19 protein-coding genes and 1 tRNA gene are annotated in these 17,319 nt (G+C 50.9%); 14 read left to right on the forward strand and 6 right to left on the reverse strand.

The genetic code is table 11. From position 1 onward, the window contains the following. Positions 1 to 213 precede the first annotated feature (213 nt). The 7 genes from R6H26_RS22190 (at position 214) to R6H26_RS22220 (ending at position 7,276) form a co-directional block, all read left to right on the forward strand. Positions 214 to 627: an AbrB family transcriptional regulator gene (locus R6H26_RS22190; protein ID WP_404785624.1), complete on the forward strand. Its 414-nt coding sequence runs from the start codon at positions 214 to 216 to the stop codon at positions 625 to 627. 200 nt (positions 628 to 827) lie between these two features. Further along, complete coding sequence (locus R6H26_RS22195) at positions 828 to 1,682, forward strand: carbohydrate ABC transporter permease (protein ID WP_404785625.1); 855 nt, start codon at positions 828 to 830, stop codon at positions 1,680 to 1,682. Positions 1,683 to 2,038: 356 nt separating this feature from the next. Then, positions 2,039 to 3,586 (forward strand): glutamine-hydrolyzing GMP synthase, encoded by a 1,548-nt coding sequence (gene guaA, locus R6H26_RS22200; RefSeq protein ID WP_404791414.1) that lies wholly within the window; start codon positions 2,039 to 2,041, stop codon positions 3,584 to 3,586. A gap of 115 nt (positions 3,587 to 3,701) precedes the next feature. Then, on the forward strand, positions 3,702 to 4,586 hold the full coding sequence (locus R6H26_RS22205) for a tetratricopeptide repeat protein (RefSeq protein ID WP_404785627.1): 885 nt from the start codon (positions 3,702 to 3,704) through the stop codon (positions 4,584 to 4,586). A gap of 60 nt (positions 4,587 to 4,646) precedes the next feature. Further along, entirely contained in the window at positions 4,647 to 5,243 is a 597-nt protein-coding gene (locus tag R6H26_RS22210) for a Uma2 family endonuclease (protein WP_404785629.1), read from the forward strand. 113 nt (positions 5,244 to 5,356) lie between these two features. Beyond that, on the forward strand, positions 5,357 to 5,731 hold the full coding sequence (locus tag R6H26_RS22215; RefSeq protein ID WP_404785631.1) for a hypothetical protein: 375 nt from the start codon (positions 5,357 to 5,359) through the stop codon (positions 5,729 to 5,731). Positions 5,732 to 5,737: 6 nt separating this feature from the next. Further along, a complete protein-coding gene (locus tag R6H26_RS22220; protein WP_404785632.1) occupies positions 5,738 to 7,276 on the forward strand; it encodes a YcjF family protein in 1,539 nt (512 codons plus the stop codon). A gap of 132 nt (positions 7,277 to 7,408) precedes the next feature. Here R6H26_RS22220 and R6H26_RS22225 read toward each other — a convergent pair whose 3' ends face one another. Next, a complete protein-coding gene (locus tag R6H26_RS22225; RefSeq protein ID WP_404785634.1) occupies positions 7,409 to 7,555 on the reverse strand; it encodes a hypothetical protein in 147 nt (48 codons plus the stop codon). 120 nt (positions 7,556 to 7,675) lie between these two features. Then, entirely contained in the window at positions 7,676 to 8,515 is an 840-nt protein-coding gene (locus R6H26_RS22230; RefSeq protein WP_404785635.1) for a class I SAM-dependent methyltransferase, read from the reverse strand. 119 nt (positions 8,516 to 8,634) lie between these two features. Here R6H26_RS22230 and R6H26_RS22235 point away from each other — a divergent pair, with 119 nt between their 5' ends. Further along, on the forward strand, positions 8,635 to 9,474 hold the full coding sequence (locus tag R6H26_RS22235; protein ID WP_404785636.1) for a sulfite exporter TauE/SafE family protein: 840 nt from the start codon (positions 8,635 to 8,637) through the stop codon (positions 9,472 to 9,474). A 22-nt stretch (positions 9,475 to 9,496) separates the two neighbouring features. Here the strand turns inward: R6H26_RS22235 and gltX are convergent, their stop codons facing one another. After that, on the reverse strand, positions 9,497 to 10,939 hold the full coding sequence (gene gltX / locus R6H26_RS22240) for a glutamate--tRNA ligase (RefSeq protein WP_404785637.1): 1,443 nt from the start codon (positions 10,937 to 10,939) through the stop codon (positions 9,497 to 9,499). Between the two features lie 221 nt (positions 10,940 to 11,160). Here gltX and R6H26_RS22245 point away from each other — a divergent pair, with 221 nt between their 5' ends. The 4 genes from R6H26_RS22245 (at position 11,161) to R6H26_RS22260 (ending at position 14,114) form a co-directional block, all read left to right on the forward strand. Further along, a complete protein-coding gene (locus tag R6H26_RS22245) occupies positions 11,161 to 12,246 on the forward strand; it encodes a DMT family transporter (protein ID WP_404785638.1) in 1,086 nt (361 codons plus the stop codon). Positions 12,247 to 12,310: 64 nt separating this feature from the next. After that, positions 12,311 to 12,384 (forward strand) — tRNA-Pro (locus tag R6H26_RS22250). Between the two features lie 154 nt (positions 12,385 to 12,538). Next, the gene (xerC, locus tag R6H26_RS22255) at positions 12,539 to 13,369 is read left to right on the forward strand and encodes a tyrosine recombinase XerC (protein ID WP_404785639.1); all 831 of its coding nucleotides are present in this window, start codon (positions 12,539 to 12,541) and stop codon (positions 13,367 to 13,369) included. Between the two features lie 340 nt (positions 13,370 to 13,709). After that, positions 13,710 to 14,114 (forward strand): hypothetical protein, encoded by a 405-nt coding sequence (locus R6H26_RS22260; RefSeq protein ID WP_404785641.1) that lies wholly within the window; start codon positions 13,710 to 13,712, stop codon positions 14,112 to 14,114. 207 nt (positions 14,115 to 14,321) lie between these two features. On the opposite strand, the gene R6H26_RS22265 is transcribed toward R6H26_RS22260, so the two are convergent. From R6H26_RS22265 to R6H26_RS22275, 3 genes are all read right to left on the reverse strand, one after another. Further along, positions 14,322 to 14,489: a hypothetical protein gene (locus tag R6H26_RS22265; protein WP_404785643.1), complete on the reverse strand. Its 168-nt coding sequence runs from the start codon at positions 14,487 to 14,489 to the stop codon at positions 14,322 to 14,324. Between the two features lie 408 nt (positions 14,490 to 14,897). Continuing rightward, the gene (locus tag R6H26_RS22270; protein ID WP_404785645.1) at positions 14,898 to 15,104 is read right to left on the reverse strand and encodes a hypothetical protein; all 207 of its coding nucleotides are present in this window, start codon (positions 15,102 to 15,104) and stop codon (positions 14,898 to 14,900) included. A gap of 62 nt (positions 15,105 to 15,166) precedes the next feature. After that, positions 15,167 to 15,421, reverse strand: coding sequence for a hypothetical protein (locus tag R6H26_RS22275; protein WP_404785647.1), 255 nt, complete (start codon positions 15,419 to 15,421; stop codon positions 15,167 to 15,169). A gap of 448 nt (positions 15,422 to 15,869) precedes the next feature. On the opposite strand from R6H26_RS22275, the gene R6H26_RS22280 reads away from it, so the two are divergent. Both R6H26_RS22280 and R6H26_RS22285 read left to right on the forward strand, forming a co-directional pair. Continuing rightward, positions 15,870 to 16,190: a hypothetical protein gene (locus tag R6H26_RS22280; protein WP_404785649.1), complete on the forward strand. Its 321-nt coding sequence runs from the start codon at positions 15,870 to 15,872 to the stop codon at positions 16,188 to 16,190. A 345-nt stretch (positions 16,191 to 16,535) separates the two neighbouring features. Then, complete coding sequence (locus R6H26_RS22285) at positions 16,536 to 17,318, forward strand: GGDEF domain-containing protein (protein ID WP_404785651.1); 783 nt, start codon at positions 16,536 to 16,538, stop codon at positions 17,316 to 17,318. Position 17,319: the final 1 nt, after the last annotated feature.

Genomic DNA, 17,319 nt, shown 5'->3' on the forward strand with positions numbered 1-17,319 from the left:
TTCAAGCATTCGTCAGTCGTCGCTCGCCATTTTTGCAAGGGATATTTTAAGGCTTACTAATTCTTCAGCTTTTCTATTTGCTATATCCGTTAATTTGGATTTAAAGTAAAATAAATTAGTTAATCGTGGTAGTTTATACACCATGCTTAACTGTCTGCGAACGGCAGATAAAGTGCTTGGCTAGTGCAATACTTTACTTGGGATTGAAGACGAATGGCAACTACCACTAAAAAGAAGGCGGAATCTTCCCCGTTAAAGGGAGAAGCGTTACTCGCTCGGGTCCGAGAATTGGAGAATTTAACGAAAGAAGATAAGGCAAAAGAGTGCGGCTACTACACCGTTATGCCAGACGGTAGCGAACGCCTCAATATGATGAAGTTTCTCAATGCCCTTATCGATGCCGAAGGCATTGAGCTAGACGGTCGGGCTAGCAATGGCAACAGTCGCGGGGGACGGAGTGCTAGCTTTCGAATCAGCGTTCAGGCCAATGGCAATTTGCTGATTGGGGCTGCCTATACGAAGAAGATGGAGTTACATCCTGGGGATGAGTTTGAGATCTCTCTGGGTCGCCGCCATATTCATCTAAAGCAGGTTTCTTCCGAGGCTGAATTAGCAGAGGCTTCATAGTTTGAGCGTTTGCTTTTTAAGAATGATGAAGGTCGACCTTTTGAAGGATCGCTCGTAGAGGGCGATCGTTTGCGAGCGCGGTCGTGCGGCTGCGTGCGATAATCTAGACTCTATGAAGGGCGAACTAGTAAGGTTCGCCCTTTTATTTATTGCTAAGCCCAGCCAAATGGGTGCGAAGTGTGACTATCAAACGCAACAGTATGAAACTTTCTTCTAGACGGTCGTCTCGTCCCATCGATTGGGTGCGGCAAGGGTTGACCTACGCGTTATTGATTGCGATCGCCTCGGTCATGCTGCTACCGCTGCTGTGGCTCGCGAGCACGGCCCTGAAATCGCCTTCCGAAAATATCTTTCAGTTTCCGCCGCAGCTTTTGCCCGCCCATCCGACGCTGCAAAACTTCGTCCGCGTTTGGGAGAGTCAGCCCTTTGGGCGCTATTTCATCAATAGCCTGCTGGTGTCGGTTCTGACGGTAGGGTTTAACCTCGTCTTTTGCTCCTTAGCGGCTTATCCCCTGGCAAGACTTGACTTTGCCGGAAAGGACTGGATTTTTGCGGCGGTCATTTCCACGATTATGATTCCCTTTCAGATTGTGATGATTCCGCTGTACATTCTCACGGTGCAGATGGGCCTCAAGAATACGTACCTCGGGGTCATTTTTCCGGCGATCGCCTCGGCCTTCGGCATCTTTCTGTTGCGGCAGGCATTCATGACCGTTCCCAAAGACCTAGAAGAGGCTGCCCGCATGGATGGCTGCTCCGAACTGGGGATTTGGTGGAACGTCATGCTGCCCTCCGTCCGTCCGGCCTTAGTGACGCTCACGATTTTCGTGTTCATTGGAGCTTGGAGCGACTTTCTGTGGCCGCTGATCGTGCTAGACGACCCGCAGTACTACACTTTACCCCTTGGCGTTTCGAAACTGGCGGGCACCTTTTCTTTGGATTGGCGCTTGGTAGCAGCGGGTTCCGTGATTTCCATTGCACCCATTCTGCTCTTCTTTTTGGTCATGCAGCGCTATATTGTGCCCTCAGACGTCGGCAGCGGCGTGAAGGGTTAAAATCTCTAACGCTTTAGGCCGGAGAAGAATTGCAAAACCGACCTGCAGAACCTAAACTTAAAGATATATAAACTCCCTTTAAAATCTTGCCTAATCTAGGCTAGCGCGACAAAATCTATACCCAGTTGGAGGCTAATGTATTAGGCTCCTGGGACAGAAGCCTGGAGAGGGCTTTGTTCTTGTCAGACGAACCCTAGCGTCCCTGTTAGTCTCTATTTATTCAGTGCTATTTTGTCTCGGTTCACACTATGTCTGACTCAGGAGCGGGGATGATCTCAGTGCCTTCTCAAGCCCAGCAGTCTACGACTGCATCGCCACAGCCTACCGAAAATGGCACCCAGGCGCTCAATCGTCAGATGATTGCGATTTTAGATTTTGGGTCTCAGTATTCCGAGCTGATAGCGCGTCGCATTCGAGAAACCCAGGTGTATTCCGAGGTGCTCTCCTACCGCACGACAGCCGCTCAGCTTCAACAGCTCAACCCAAAGGGAATCGTTTTATCCGGGGGCCCTGGCTCGGTCTACGATCGAGGCGCTCCGGTGTGCGACCCTGATATTTGGCAGCTGGGGATTCCCGTATTGGGGGTTTGCTATGGCATGCAGCTCATGGTGCAGCAGTTGGGCGGCCAAGTCGAGCAGTCCGATCTCGCCGAGTACGGGAAGGCATCGCTGTACATCGACGACCCGACCGATCTCCTGACCAATGTGGAGAACGAAACCATTATGTGGATGAGCCACGGGGATTCCGTCACTCAGCTCCCCGATGGCTTCAAGACTCTAGCCCATACCGCTAATACGCCCTGTGCGGCGATCGCCCACCACGATCGCCGTCTCTTTGGCGTGCAGTTCCACCCGGAGGTGGTTCATTCGATTGGCGGGCAATCCTTAATTCGCAACTTTGTCTACCACATCTGCGAGTGCGAGCCTACCTGGACGACGGATGCCTTTGTCGAAGAAGCCATCCGCGAAATTCGGGCTCGCGTGGGCGATAAGCGCGTTCTGTTAGCCCTTTCCGGCGGGGTAGATTCCTCCACGCTGGCGTTTTTGCTGCACCGTGCCATTGGCGACAAGCTCACCTGTATGTTTATCGACCAAGGTTTTATGCGCAAGCTAGAACCGGAACGATTGGTCAAACTGTTTAATGAAGAATTTCATATTGCAGTGGAGTACGTCCATGCCCGCGATCGCTTTTTAGCGCGCCTCAAAGGCATCACCGACCCGGAAGAAAAGCGCAAGCGCATCGGTCACGAGTTTATTCAGGTTTTTGAAGAAGAGTCGCGGCGATTGGGACCCTTTGATTACTTAGCCCAAGGCACGCTTTATCCAGACGTCATCGAATCCGCCGACACCAACGTCGATCCCGAAACCGGGGAGCGCGTTGCGGTCAAGATTAAGAGCCATCACAATGTCGGTGGGTTGCCCAAAGATCTGCGCTTTAAGCTGGTCGAACCGCTGCGCAAGCTTTTCAAAGACGAAGTGCGTCAAGTGGGTCGCGTTTTGGGGCTGCCGGACGAAATTGTCAAGCGACATCCCTTTCCAGGGCCAGGGCTAGCGATTCGGATTATCGGCGAAGTGACGGCAGAGCGCCTCAATATTTTGCGCGATGCCGACCTAGTCGTGCGGCAAGAAATTAACCGCGCGGGCGTTTATCACGATTATTGGCAGGCATTTGCAGTGCTGCTGCCAGTGCGCAGCGTGGGGGTGATGGGAGACAAGCGCACCTACGCCTACCCCATCGTGCTGCGTCTCGTCTCTAGCGAAGACGGCATGACCGCAGACTGGTCCCGCGCTCCCTACGAGCTGCTGGAAAAAATTTCAAACCGCATTGTGAACGAAGTGGAGGGGGTCAACCGCGTGGTATACGACATTACCTCCAAGCCCCCCGGCACGATCGAGTGGGAATGACGGTTAAGAGATTTTTGATGCCCGCGGAGATAGACAAAGCTTTGCTAGGATCGAGGGCGAACGGTCGGGTCAAACGCGAACCACCGATAGTAGCCTAAGAGTTGAGATGATTTGAGTGCAAAAACAATCGCGACGCTGGGGAACCATCGCTGTTTTGGGGTTTTCTAGTCTGGTTTTCATCGGCCTTTCTATTTTTCCGCTGATTGGCGGTATCCTCAACCAGCAGCAACAGAAACAAACGACCGCCATTTCTACGGCGAAACCCGGTGCTGCCGATTCTGTCGAGACGCTCCAAAAAGAAGAAGAAGGTTATCAGCTCGTGCTGAAGCGCGACCCCGATAATCCAACCGTCCTCCAAGGTCTTCTGGAAACGCGGCTCAAGCTGATTCAGCAGGGCGTGCGCCAGCCTAAAGATGTCATCGAACCCCTCGAAAAGCTGACCAAGTTGAACCCCGGCCAACCGCTTTACTCGATTCTGCTGGGCCAAGCTCAGGAGCAATCTGGCAATGGCGCTGCTGCCGTTCAGACCTATCGCGCGGTGCTAGACCAGCAGCCGACCAACACCGAAGCGCTTCAGCGATACGTTACCCTTTTACTCCAGCAAAATCAGGCCGCAGCGGCGTTCGATTTTCTGCAAAAGTCGATCGCCACGGCCAAGCAAATCAACCAACAGCAGCCCAATAGCGCTGACCTGCCCGCAATCGAGCTATTGCTGGGCGACGTGTATTTGGCACAACAAAAAAGCGAAGCGGCGATCGCCCTCTACGACCGCCTCCAAAAGGAAAGCCCCAATGATTTTCGCCCAGTGGTCGCCAAAGGAATTGTCTTGAAAAATCAAGGCAATAATGCAGAAGCCTTGACCCTCTTTAAGTCCGCTCAGGCCCTTGCCCCCGCTCAAGTCAAAGATAAAATCGAGCAGTTGATTGTCAGCACTCAAAGCGGAGCGACCCCTTCGGCCAACCCTTTTAGTAGCCCATCGCCTCAAAACTCAGCTCCATAGTGCTATAAGTCCGTACAAAGGGCGACGTAGCCAGCTAATCATCATCTGAGAGGATCCTTTATGACTGTTGCTACAGCCAAACGATTCACCATTGATGAATATCATCAACTCATACAGCTCGGGTTTTTAGTAGAAGGCGGTGCTCTACGAGACGGCAAACACGAACGCATTGAGCTGATTCGCGGAGAATTGATGCAAATGGCAACAAAAGGCATACCGCATACATTTTGTACCTCTCGGCTATGCCGCCTATTGGATCGGTTATTAGAAGATCGCGCAGTCATTCGCGGACAAGAACCGATCGCCCTGTTGCCGAACAGCGAACCAGAACCCGACGTTGTCATTGCTCGAGGCCGCGACACGGATTATTTAGCCCATCATCCATACTCCGAAGATATTTTACTGGTCGTGGAAGTTGCCGATTCCTCCTTGGATTACGATCGAACAACCAAACTGACCCTCTATGCAGAATCTGGGATTGCTAACTATTGGATCGTTAACCTCAATGCTCAACAGCTCGAGCGTTACAGTCAGCCTTATCCAACCGCTCAGGGCGAGTTTCAATATCGCAGCAAACAGATTTCCCTACTCGATGAGTCTGTTCCCATTCCTGGCTTTGCAGATGCCCGATTAGACCTCAAGCAAATTTTCCCATAAAACAAGCTAGCGGCACGCCGAGCGTTCGCGCAACCTCAAGCTTAAAGATGGGCATACTAAGGGTTGCATCGCTAGGATAGATATCATTGGCTTATTGCCAGGAGTTCAGCACGATGGAAGATGTCCGAGACGTTTTAAACAGCCCCACCTTGAATCGCCTGGTGATGTTCGCCTACCTGGTGCCCGTCTTTGGCATGGTGCCTGCGGTTTGGATCCTCACCCGCCGGAAAAGCGATCGCCACCATCGCAATCTGAGCCGTCTGAGCGTGACCCTCGGTCTGGCCTGGATTCTAGGCAGCCTCGCGTTCAACGCATCCTTGGGCGCGATCGACGAAAACGCGATCGGCGCGCAGATTTGGATGACCTTGTTCGATAGCGTATTTTCCTCCAGCTATTTTGTCGCGTCCCTGTGGCTGATGGTACGCCTGTGGAAACGCCAAAGCCTCGACCTGCCTGGATTCAGCTCCATCGCCAAACATTTGCCATAGCGGCCTATGCGCGTTCCTCGGTTAGCTCTGCTTGCGATCGGTGCCAGTGCGGTTCTGGGCCTGATGCTGTGGCTGACCAACACGCTCCTTCAGCTTTACGCGAGCGTTGCTGCCACCTCCGTACTGCTGGCAAACGTACTGATCGCTGGCATTGCTGTCCTGTTTTTGCTTCTCATGGGCGTGCTCGTCTACTACGGCATTGTTTTCAGCCGCCCGCGCCGTAAAGATCGGGTTCGCAAAGCACCCGTCAAGCTACCCGAACAAAAATCAGCGGTGGTGGACCAAACCCTCCAAGCCGTTCGCCGTCAGGTTGCCACTATTCAGGATGAAGTGGAACGGCAGGCACTGCTGCTGCGATCGCAAGAACTAGAACGAAGCCTGAAATACCGCGAGCTGCATATTGTCGTCTTTGGGACGGGTTCGGCGGGTAAAACCTCGCTGGTCAACGCGCTGTTGGGCCGCGTCGCGGGAGCCGTTTCGCCCATCATGGGCACCACCACCGTCGGCGAAACTTACCAATTTGACCTCAAAGGCATTCAGCGAGAGCTGCACATTACAGATACGCCGGGGTTGCTAGAAGTAGGCGTAGCCGGAACTGAGCGAGAACGAGCCGCGCGCCAACTGGCGACAGAAGCCGACCTGCTGTTGTTTGTCGTGGATGGAGACCTGACTCAGTCCGAATACCAAGCCCTGAAAGCCCTGCAACAGATTGGCAAGCGGTTTATTTTAGTCTTTAACAAAATCGATCGCTATCCCGCCGCCGACCGCAATGCCATTTTGCAGCGATTGCAAGAACGAGTGCCAGATGCGGATATTGTGGCGATCGCCGCTGCCCCGCTCGCCCTGCGTCTTGCCACTGGAGAGACCGTTCAGCCGAACCCCGACATCGTGGCATTGCTGCGGCAGATGGTCCTCATTCTGCGCTCTGAGGGAGAGGAGTTGCTGGCTGACAATATCCTGCTGCAAGCAACTCGGCTGGGCGATGACGTGAAACAGCTCATGGACGAACAGCGTCTGCGACAGGCCAATCGTCTCGTAGATCGCTTCCAATGGATCGGGGCGGGGGCGATCTGGATTACGCCGCTGCCCGTGGTGGATTTGCTCGCAACCGCTGTCGTCAACGCCCAAATGGTCGTCGAACTCGGTCGCGTTTACGGCTGCGAGATGGACTTGGAGCGCGGCAAGGAATTGGCGCTATCCCTAGCCAAAACCCTCGCGGGCGTTGGCATTGTGACGGGTGTAATGGAAGTCGTGACGACGGCTTTAGAGTTGAGCGTGGGCGGCTATGTCGTCGGCAAATCCATTCAAAGCGTGAGTGCCGCTTACCTGACCCGCATTGCGGGCAAAAGCTTCATCCAGTACTTCCGAAACGACCAAGATTGGGGCGATGGTGGCATTACGGCGGTCGTGAAGCAGCAGTTCGAGCTGAATCGCCGGGATGAGTTCGTGAAGGCGTTTGTGAAAGAGGCGATCGCCCAGCTCCCCAAAGACGCGGTCAATCTCTTGAATCCTCAACGGTTGCAAAACGAACCTGAGAATTTGTAAAGAACGAGCGACCGATCGGATCGCATTCAACATTGAGAGAATAAAACAATGCTTTAATGTCTCCCAACGGCAAAACACTAAAGCATTGTCAATTCAACCCAAATCAGTAGCTTAACTGCGACCTGGCTATCGTTATGGATTGAGCACGCCAGTAAACAACCCTAAAAATAAAAGGGCGATCGGGATTCCCACAGCCAGGACAGAGGAAATAGTACCCTTTGAAGGAGTGATGTTTTGAGGTGGCTTGAGTTCGGATGGATTTGAATAAGGACTGCTCATGAAAAATTTTCCTGTAGGCATTTTTGGAACATTAAATTAAACCATAAACGCAGAAATGTAATATTTCCTCGTTCGATGGTATGACTCCAAGGCTTTAGAAATAGACCTATGGATATAATTCTACGAACGATACTTGTCAATACTACAAAGGTAGTAAAGCCACATATCACTATTGGTTTTCAGGTCCTGTATATTTAAAATTTCTACTTCTTCTTTCCAAGAATAAACTTTACATCGCTCGAACCAATCGCTTAGTTGATGAATCTGTTCTTTAGGCCTAATATAGTAAGTTTTGAGCCGGAAGTTATGAGATTCATCTCGGATGATAGCGCGATCGGCAGCTTCGATCTGAGCCAAGTTCGTCGGGCGGTTGACTAAACGCAGCAACAAGTACATTGCCAGATTGACGTAGGTTTTTAAAGGGTTGAGACTGAGCTGCTTTCTTATATTAAATTCATTTTCAAGGCTTTGAAGATTGTGACTTGAAAAAAAGAAAGATCCTCCATGCTTCCCTATTCTGTTGATTTCTTGGAAAATCTTGAGTCGATCCTGATGCGAAACATAATCTATGCCATTAAAGCTAAATAAAATAAAATCAAAAGAGTCATCTTCAAATTGACTCATGTCTCTGGCATCGCAGACTGCAAACTCCACATTCTGAGAAGATAATGCAAATCGTTTCTTGCAAGCCGAAATCATTCCGGCAGAATAATCAATCCCGATATATTCTGAGGCTACCTTTGAAAAATGTTGCGTGGTACGTCCGCCGCCAACACCAATGTCGAGCATTTTGATACTCGTAGACTGCTGTTGAAGCAGTTTGAGTATTGCTTTTTCTGCGGGCTGAAGCGCGTTGAGCTGAGCGTAATGGCGGACGATACTAGCGGTTGAATAGGTTGTCTGATTGCGATCGTCAAGCATTGCCAATGCCGCCTGAATGCGGCATTGACCCGCTAGCATGTTTGACCCCATCAGCGATCCATTGGGTTGACCGCCTTCGGCAAGAGTATTCCATATAGATTTTATTTTTGTTCTAAATGAATCAGAATTTGAGCGCGCGGCAATTATAATAATCCTTCGTGCTGCAGGACAATAGAACGGCACCAGACGATGGACGGGCCTTTCGCATTGAGAAATTTATGGCAATTTTGGCGCTCCTACTACCATGGATTTTGCTATTGACTGCCAGCGCGATCGCAGGGGCGCTCAATGGCATAGCAGGTGGAGGCAGCTTTATTTCGTTCCCTGCCCTCATTTTTGCGGGGTTGCCTCCCATTAATGCCAACGCAACTAACAATACCGGAACTTGGGTCGGATATCTCGCGAGTCTCTACGCTTATCGTCGCGATTTCGGGGTGCGATCGCCAGAATTATGGCGTTTGGTCTGCATCAGTTTGGCTGGGGGTGTCATCGGTTCCCTGTTGTTGTTGAAGACACCCCAGGCCGTATTCGCGAAGCTAGTGCCCTACTTACTGCTGGTGGCAACCCTTCTATTTGCCTTCAACCCGTTATTGAAGCGGCTGCAACGCAGGCGCTCCCATCCGGTGCGACGCTCTAAATTAGCGCTTGCGGGCCTCTCAGCGCTTCAGTTGGCGATCGCCATCTACGGCGGGTTTTTTGGTGGGGGCGTCGGCATTTTACTGTTGGCACTGTTTGGTCTGATGGGGATGGAAGATATCCATGCCATGAACGCGCTCAAAACGATCCTGAGCGCTTGCATCAATGGCATTGCGATGGCGACATTTATTGTATCGGGAGCAGTGCTTTGGCCCCACGCCATTGTCATGTCTATTGGCACGCTGGTGGGCGGATACTGGGGCGTTTACTACGTCCGCAAAGCAGATCCAAAATGGGTTCGCCGCTTTGTCATCTCGATCGGCTTGGGGATGACCGTCTACTTTTTTATCGAAACCCGCTGAGTTTGCCGCTTGCAAGATCGAGCTAACTCTTTGCGATCGCCTTTTCCAGCCTTTGTTGAGCGATACCCTTTTGATGCAGAAGCAGCCAGGTTTCGATGAGGTCAGGGCCGTGGACTTCACCCGTTAGGGCAGCTCGGAGGCTACGCATGACCAATCCTTTCTTGACTCCCTGTTGCTTCACGGCCTGATTAATCAGGTCTTTAGCAGCATCTGCTGTCAATTCAGGGGTTTCCTTAAGCTGGGCGGTAATAAAGGTCAGCACTTCTGGGACACTGGTTTGCTGGAGTTGGGCCAGGGCTTCTTCCCCAAGGGTCAAGTCCTGAGTAAAAAAGACTCGAGCTTGTTCCACAGCATCATTGAGGCGGGTAAGACTGGGAGCGAGGAGAGTTGTCAACTGCTCCAGCCAGGGTCGGTTCGTGGCTTCTGTGTCATAGCCTGCTTTTTGCCACACGCCGATCAGACGATCCGTGAGTTCGGGAATGGGCATGGCGTGGAGATATTGGCTATTGATCCAGTCCAGTTTGTCCCAGTCAAACTTAGCGCCTGCTTTGGTCACGCGCTGCATCTCAAAATCTTGGGCAGCTTCGGCTAAGGAAAACAGTTCTTTAGCGGGGTCGGTCGGCGACCAGCCTAAAAGGGTCATGTAGTTGACCAAGGCTGGAGCAACAAAGCCCATCTCTTGAAACTCGGAGATAGAGGTGACGCCATCTCGCTTAGAGAGCTTTTTGCCGGAGGGGCTGAGGATGAGGGGTGTATGGCTAAATTCTGGAACGATCGCTCCTAATGCTTCGTAGAGCAAAATTTGCTTGGGAGTATTGCCAATGTGGTCTTCCCCGCGAATGATGTGGGTGATTTGCATATCAATGTCATCGACCACGACCACCATGTTGTAGAGAGGCTGCCCCATTTCGGTACTGGAGGCGGCACGGGCGATGACCATATCGCCACCGAGGTCTTTGCCTTGCCAGGTCACTTGACCCCGCACCAAGTCTTTCCAGGAGATCGTGCGATCGTCTTCAATTTTGAACCGAATCACGGGTTTGCGACCTTCGGCTTCAAATGCGGCTTTTTGCTCGGCTGTCAGGTTGCGGTGGCGATTGTCGTAGCGAGGGGCTTCGTGGTTGGCTTCTTGCGCTGCACGCATTGCTTCTAGCTCGGCAGGGGTGGTGTAGCAATGGTAGGCAAAGCCTTTATCCAGAAGGGTTTGCACGGCACGACGATACAAGTCCATGCGCTCGGACTGGAAGAACGGACCTTCGTCCCAGGTTAAGCCCAGCCAGGTGAGTCCATCGATGATGTTTTGGGTATATTCGGGGCGCGATCGCTCTAGGTCGGTATCTTCGACGCGCAGAATGAACTGACCCTGATGGTGGCGGGCAAACAGCCAGTTAAAGACGGCTGTGCGGGCGGTACCGATGTGGAGATTGCCCGTGGGACTGGGTGCAATGCGAACGCGAACTGTCACGAAATTTTCCTGGACCATTATAGGGATTGCTCTTTGACTCTATCGCAAAGCCATCACCAGTGTAGGGAAAGCGCGCGCGCGACGGAAAGATCGGTATCGATCTCATCCACTTCTTTAAGAAATGTAAGTAAGATCGTCACTATTAACCGTTCTGGACGGAGTTCGTTCGGAACGGGAGTGTTCGGTTCAAATTGTGACGCTTTTTATTTATCCGGTTGACCATGCAAGACTCGTCCACTCATCCTAAATCTCTCCTCCAGTGGCTGCTCTTAATCGCACCATTTTTCTTGTGGGGGACCGCGATGGTTGCCATGAAGGGGGTCATGGATCGAAGCAGTCCGTTGTTTGTGGGCACCTTGCGATTAGTGCCAGCGGGCCTGTTAGTGATCTTGGCAGCAGCCCTGTTGGGCAAGGCCCAGCCCCGAGGCTGGAAAGCATGGTTGTGGATTGTGCTATTTGCCCTCGTGGACGCGACTTTATTTCAAGGCTTTTTGGTAACCGGACTCTCCAAAACGGGAGCGGGCCTCGGTTCTGTTATGATCGATTCCCAACCTCTAGCTGTGGCGCTCTTAGCTTGGTTGCTCTATGGCGAACAGGTCAGATTTTGGGGATGGCTGGGCCTATCGATCGGGATTGCGGGCATTAGCTGCATTGGGCTGCCCGATGAGTGGCTTCTCGATTGGTTTGGCGGCCATTTTGCCTGGCCGACTTTAGACCTTTCGCCGTGGGATAGCGTGCAGGCATTTTTGAGCCGAGGCGAAAGCTGGATGCTGCTGGCGGCACTCTCAATGGCAGTGGGCACTGTCATGATTCAGCGCGTGAGCAAATACGTAGATCCGGTGATGGCAACGGGCTGGCACATGGCGATCGGCGGCATTCCGCTCCTCATCGGTTCTCTGCTTTGGGAGAACGATCCGTGGCAAGCTTTAACGCTCCAAAGTTGGTTGGCGATGGGGTACTCTACGGTTTTTGGCAGCGCGATCGCCTACGGTCTGTTTTTCTGGTTTGCCTCAAAGGGAAATTTGACCAGCCTGAGCGCGCTGACTTTTCTGACTCCGGTGTTTGCTCTCATCTTTGGAAATCTGTTTCTAGCGGAAGTCCTCAGCCCCATCCAGTTTCTGGGCGTCTGTTTGACCTTGGTGAGTATTTATTTAGTGAATCAGCGCGATCGCCTGCCCAAGCTTTGGGAACGGCTACCCGCGATCGACGAAGCAGAGCCGTTGCCGCCCAGCACCTCGATCGCGATACCAGTTTCCGAACAAGATATGTCTGCCAGTGCTTCTCTAGGATCGGATCGGCAGAGATAGAGGCTGGGGGACGTTGTCTCAGCCCCTTTGGGTGTTGTAATATTGAGGTTCGAAGCAACAAAACCGGGATGTAGCGCAGCTTGGTAGCGCACCTCGTTCGGGACGAGGGGGTCGTAGGTTCAAATCCTATCATCCCGATTTGCTTGGGATATAGACTAGACAAGGGTTTTAGCGTTAGTGGGATTTCGCTTTTAGCCTGTTCTATTGTCAATAAGCAACCTCTAAAGGGGTTTTTCGGCTGTTGGGTACTGTTGTTTCGCTCCCGAACGGGAGCAAAGGACTTTACCCCTAAATGTCTAATGCTTGGATTGAAAATCATGATGGTCGGCTACGCATCCGATGCCGCCACAGTGGGAAGACTAGAACGATATCTTTAGGGATTGAAGACGGTAAGGCTCAGAGAGGCTATGCCCTATCAATTCTGGGTCAGGTTAAATTAGATCTGTCCCTCAATCAATTTGATGATTCTCTGCTGAAGTACAAACCCAAAACTGTAGGTACTCAGGCCACTGAGCTAAGCTGCCCTGAACTGTTTCAGCGATTCCTGAAGCATAAGGTTGAGCGTGGCTTATCAAATGGTGCTCAGCGACGATACTCAGGGGTACTGAGTCATTTGAGGCGATCGCTTAATATCCCAGCTCATCACGTTACAGAGGGCAAGGCTGGCAATTTTGCAGCGGTTATTCAGGAATCTGTCAGCAATCGCACTGCAAAAGATTACCTGTGGGTTTTGAATGGCTGTTGGGAATGGGCCGCAGGCAAATATCGAGTCAGCGAGCGCACACCTTGGTCTGAGCTAGCCAAAGATATCAAAGCCAATGACCGCGAGGAAATACAGCCCTTCAATCCAACAGAGATTAAGGCAATTCTGCAAGGCTTCAAAACAAGTCTGTACTATGCCAGCTACTATCCTTATGTGTTTGCGATGTTCAATACAGCGGCGCGGCCTGGGGAGCTGGCAGCATTGACATGGAATGATGTTGCGGCGGATTTCAGCGGCATCAATATCAGAGCCTCATTTAGTCGTGGCACTCGAAGGAATCAGACAAAGACAGGGCGATCTCGTCTAGTGTTCTGTAACCCTGCGCTCTTAGTGGTGCAGAAAACTCCTGAAACCCTGTAAACTCGTTATTCTCAACAAGGCCATTTATTGAGAATATACAAAAAATTAACGGAAATAGGTAGCTTGAGCCTATGGTAAATCCGCTCTAAATAGGCCTAAAAAGTTTTCTGCACCACTAAGTCTTACCCCAAGCGATTGCCCAGACCTAGTACAACCGTACCCGTGGGACTTTCCAGGGTATACACTGATTCATTTCGAAAAAGAAGGCGCAACATATTGGATCCGAACCGAGCTATTGCGGCCAATGCCGGATGGATAGAAGCCAGCCAAGAAACGGAAAGTCAAAAATTAAATGAGTCCTTGTAGACTACTTTCAAAGAATAGTGTTACACTAGAATTAGTGACTAATCAAACCTATTGGCAACGATGGCGCGATCGCAAAGACGGCAAGGTCGAACCATTGCTGTTATGCAATTGTGGCGCAAAGTTAATCCGAGAATCTACCAAAAATCGCGGCACTTGCGGAGCTTGCAATCGCAAAGCAACTGTAAGCGATCGCGTCAAAAAACATAGGGAGAGTAAAATGATAAATACTACCGACGAAACAACTCCTGTTGTGCATGTTTATAAAAAAGGATGGTATGCATTCCGTTTGCATCCCGAAAAAAGAGCGGATATGTCATCGTACCAACTCGACAAATATTATCGGATGATGCCAGATGGTACGGTCGATTTCAATGCGCCCTCTTACAAATTAAGACGGGAGATAGCGCAAGCGCATCCAGACGGCAATTTTATTCTTTAAGGAGCAGCATTGAAAACCAAGCGATCGCCCAAGCCAAGCACTAGTCCACGCGGTAACGGGTTTGCTCGAAAGTCCATAACGATAAAGCCTCTGGCGCTGGCGATTACAGGCGATGACATAGACGCTGCCATAGATGCCGCTATAGATGAAGCGGTGAAGATCTGCACCATGGACTGGGACGACACTCGCAGAACAAAGGCGCAAACCCTAAAACCATTGCTGCGTCTCTTTTTGCACCATTTTGTACAGGCGATCGCCGTCTTCCTGCACCCAAGTTTCGCACCACATTGATGGTGCGGATGCACCACATTCCGCACCACGACGATCTAATTGGAAACCGTTGATAGCAAAAGGTTTGAGTGTGTTTCGCACCATTTGCACCACTTTTCTAAGAGTTTTTTTGGAAAACCATTTGCGCAAACCCTCAACCCCGTTGCTGTGCCGCTGCAAGCCATGGCCACGCTAAACATGGGCGATCGCCATACCCGATTTTTTTGGTTCCCATAAATGACGCTGAGAGGCGGTTGCACTAACAATGCTTAGAACTGCCTCTGGTTTGCTCCTGATTACTACCGTTTACTAGCAAACCCATTTTGTCGTTTATGGTCGAGCGGCGGCGGGTTTGTCACTACTGTCACTACCCTTGTCACTACCTAGTGGTGACAGATGAAAGCTTTGCTCTTCAATGGTTTGAGTGTGTTTGTCACTACTGTCGCTACCATTGTCTAGAGAATAAAAAAAGCTGGCTGTGGTGCCAGCTTATCTCCTAAATTTTGAAGGGCCTTAATTATCCGATTCCTTGCGGCGGTCGATCAGGTCCATAATCTGACCCCGCAAGGAATCGGCAAGACCATGGATCGGTTTGATGTCGGTTCCGTCATAACCTGCGATCGCATAAAACAGAAGTGTGGCGGTGTCGTGGAGCTTGCTCAGTTCGCGGTCAACGTTGAGCGATGTATCAGGAGCGAGCGGTGTATTCGATTCGTTCATGGCTTTCCTTAAATTATGAGTAATAGAGCTGGGCAGTTTTTGGGCATAACCAGGCCACTAAGTCAGGCAACGCGATAGTCGGTCGCGAACCACGTATCGCCAAGAGTAGAGCAGAGGGCGCGGTTAATGGCCGCTAGAGATGAGTTCGGGCTGATTACAATAACCTCCAGTTTGTCGAGGACAATTTTATTGGCAACCGTGGCGACAAAGGTATACAGATGATCGGCTCTGTCGCTTTGGGGGTGACGGCAAACTATTTGATCGTCGCGGACTGGTTTATCGACCACGGGACGGTCTAGGACGGCAACGTTTGGCATAATGAACTGAACTCCTGTATTGGGGTTAGAGAGCGGTCTTTGCTTCCCGGCGTTTCCGCTCTCTTTTTGTTTGACTAAATCTAGTATCGCTGTATACCGTGTTAATTGCAATTGTCCAGCTATGATATTATCACTGTATACAGCGCTTTTGATATAAGCAAAAGTTATCACTGTATACTTTTGGAAATCACGAGTATACTGATGCTGTAGAGTTTGATTTGTGAGCTATGCCCAGGGGCAACCCTAATCCAGTACAGACCTCTGAATTTAAGGTCTATCGCTACAAGCGAACTGATGGAACGAATGAGCCTTTAGCTCCTAAGCAAGTACAAGTACGTCTTCCACTGAGCATTGATACTGTGGTTCAATCTCTACCCAACCGTTCGGCATGGCTGCGCCGGGTCATCACCGAAGCGGCAGTGCGGGAACTGATGAAGGGGGGCGAGTCATGACAGAGCGATGGACAGATGAACGGCTAGATAGGTTTGCGGCAACGGTTGAGCGCTTTATTATTGGCGCTGACGAGCGCATGGAGGAGCTGACGGCAGTAACTCAGGCCATCGGTAGAGATGTAGCGCAGTTAGTGACAACACAACAGCAATCTTCACAAGCCCTCAATGAAGCCATGATTCGATTGGCTGACACCCAAGAAGGCGTAGTTCGTCTGCTGGGTTCTCTGGATGAAGACCGACCGACCATCCTCCGAAAACTCAACACGATTGAGGGCAAGGTTGACAATTTACTACAGCGTCAAGGGGGTGAGGCATGACTCAAGCAACCGACATCGATATAAGTGAGCTTTGAAGCTGGCATTTTTCCCGCAAACTTAACTCTTGCCTCAAAGTGCTTTGCTCCCGATGGCGCTCCCGTTGATTTATTGAGAATGTCCAACAGCTTTGATTTTATTGACTTATAGCTTCTAGCGGATCCTCGTTCGGGACGAGGGGGTCGAAGGTTCAAATCCTTTCATCCCGATTCAACTGACCTAAAAGAATACCGAAGTCTGATTTTGGGCATTATAAAAACACCGCCTAGCTTTTTCATTTTTAATCGAACAGGCGAGAAACCCGCGATAATGCTTAATGGGAAAGGCTCAGACTAGGAAAGCATATTTATGACTCAGATCCACGACTTCACGGGAATTTCTTGGGGAGAAGAATTCGCAATCGATGCACCTCTGACAGGCATTAGCGGAACTATCACCGGGCAGGGAGAGCTAGCTGCTGGAGATCATATCCTTTTGTGCGTCAAGTGCAAAGTTGAAGAAGTTGAAAAATATCGGGACGCCTCGGACATTTGGCAGGCAAGGATTTCCGTAGAGATGCCTGTCTCGATTGAAGAGATGACGGAAGGCGATCCGCTGCGGCCAGTCAAAATGTTACTTTCAAAATGGCGCGGTACTTTACAACAGGTCGATATCTATCAACGGATCGAGCAGTTATTTATTGCCGATAGTCTGACCCAGGTTTCCAGTCGCAATCGATTTGAGACTCGGTTGGTAGATGAATGGAAACGGATGCTCCGCGAGCAAACTCCCCTATCGATCGTCGTCAGTGCGATAGACGGCATGGATCTTTACGAAGCAACCCATGGCAAAGAAGCTTGCGATCGCTGCTTAAAAGAGATCGCTCAAACAATCCAGAATTGCGCTCAACGGTCTTACGACGTTGTGGCACGCTATGAAGAGCACAAATTTGCAGTGCTGCTCCCCAATACCTCAACAGAGGGAGCGAAGTACATTACCGAACAAATCCGAACTCAAGTTGAGGCGCTTCCTGTCTTTCAGACAGACGGCCAACCTCCGATCGCATTGCGTCTTGCAGTAGCGACTCAGGCTCCAGATATAGAAAGAGAAGCGCACGATCTGACTCGAGCCGCGCTGAAGTCGTTAGATTAAC

This window comes from Altericista sp. CCNU0014 (assembly GCF_044923475.1).
In the GTDB taxonomy this organism is placed as follows: Bacteria; Cyanobacteriota; Cyanobacteriia; order Thermosynechococcales; family Thermosynechococcaceae; genus JAAURS01.

Excerpts from the sequence above, each read along its gene's own strand:
- R6H26_RS22270 (WP_404785645.1), bottom strand. The coding sequence starts at position 15,104 with ATGAACGAATCGAATACACCGCTCGCTCCTGATACATCGCTCAACGTT.
- R6H26_RS22225 (WP_404785634.1), bottom strand. The coding sequence starts at position 7,555 with ATGAGCAGTCCTTATTCAAATCCATCCGAACTCAAGCCACCTCAAAAC.
- R6H26_RS22190 (WP_404785624.1), top strand. The coding sequence starts at position 214 with ATGGCAACTACCACTAAAAAGAAGGCGGAATCTTCCCCGTTAAAGGGA.
- R6H26_RS22265 (WP_404785643.1), bottom strand. The coding sequence starts at position 14,489 with ATGGTGCGAAACACACTCAAACCTTTTGCTATCAACGGTTTCCAATTA.
- R6H26_RS22210 (WP_404785629.1), top strand. The coding sequence starts at position 4,647 with ATGACTGTTGCTACAGCCAAACGATTCACCATTGATGAATATCATCAA.
- R6H26_RS22245 (WP_404785638.1), top strand. The coding sequence starts at position 11,161 with ATGCAAGACTCGTCCACTCATCCTAAATCTCTCCTCCAGTGGCTGCTC.
- R6H26_RS22195 (WP_404785625.1), top strand. The coding sequence starts at position 828 with ATGAAACTTTCTTCTAGACGGTCGTCTCGTCCCATCGATTGGGTGCGG.
- guaA (WP_404791414.1), top strand. The coding sequence starts at position 2,039 with ATGATTGCGATTTTAGATTTTGGGTCTCAGTATTCCGAGCTGATAGCG.
- R6H26_RS22220 (WP_404785632.1), top strand. The coding sequence starts at position 5,738 with ATGCGCGTTCCTCGGTTAGCTCTGCTTGCGATCGGTGCCAGTGCGGTT.
- R6H26_RS22285 (WP_404785651.1), top strand. The coding sequence starts at position 16,536 with ATGACTCAGATCCACGACTTCACGGGAATTTCTTGGGGAGAAGAATTC.
- xerC (WP_404785639.1), top strand. The coding sequence starts at position 12,539 with ATGTCTAATGCTTGGATTGAAAATCATGATGGTCGGCTACGCATCCGA.
- R6H26_RS22215 (WP_404785631.1), top strand. The coding sequence starts at position 5,357 with ATGGAAGATGTCCGAGACGTTTTAAACAGCCCCACCTTGAATCGCCTG.
- R6H26_RS22280 (WP_404785649.1), top strand. The coding sequence starts at position 15,870 with ATGACAGAGCGATGGACAGATGAACGGCTAGATAGGTTTGCGGCAACG.
- R6H26_RS22230 (WP_404785635.1), bottom strand. The coding sequence starts at position 8,515 with ATGCTAGCGGGTCAATGCCGCATTCAGGCGGCATTGGCAATGCTTGAC.
- R6H26_RS22275 (WP_404785647.1), bottom strand. The coding sequence starts at position 15,421 with ATGCCAAACGTTGCCGTCCTAGACCGTCCCGTGGTCGATAAACCAGTC.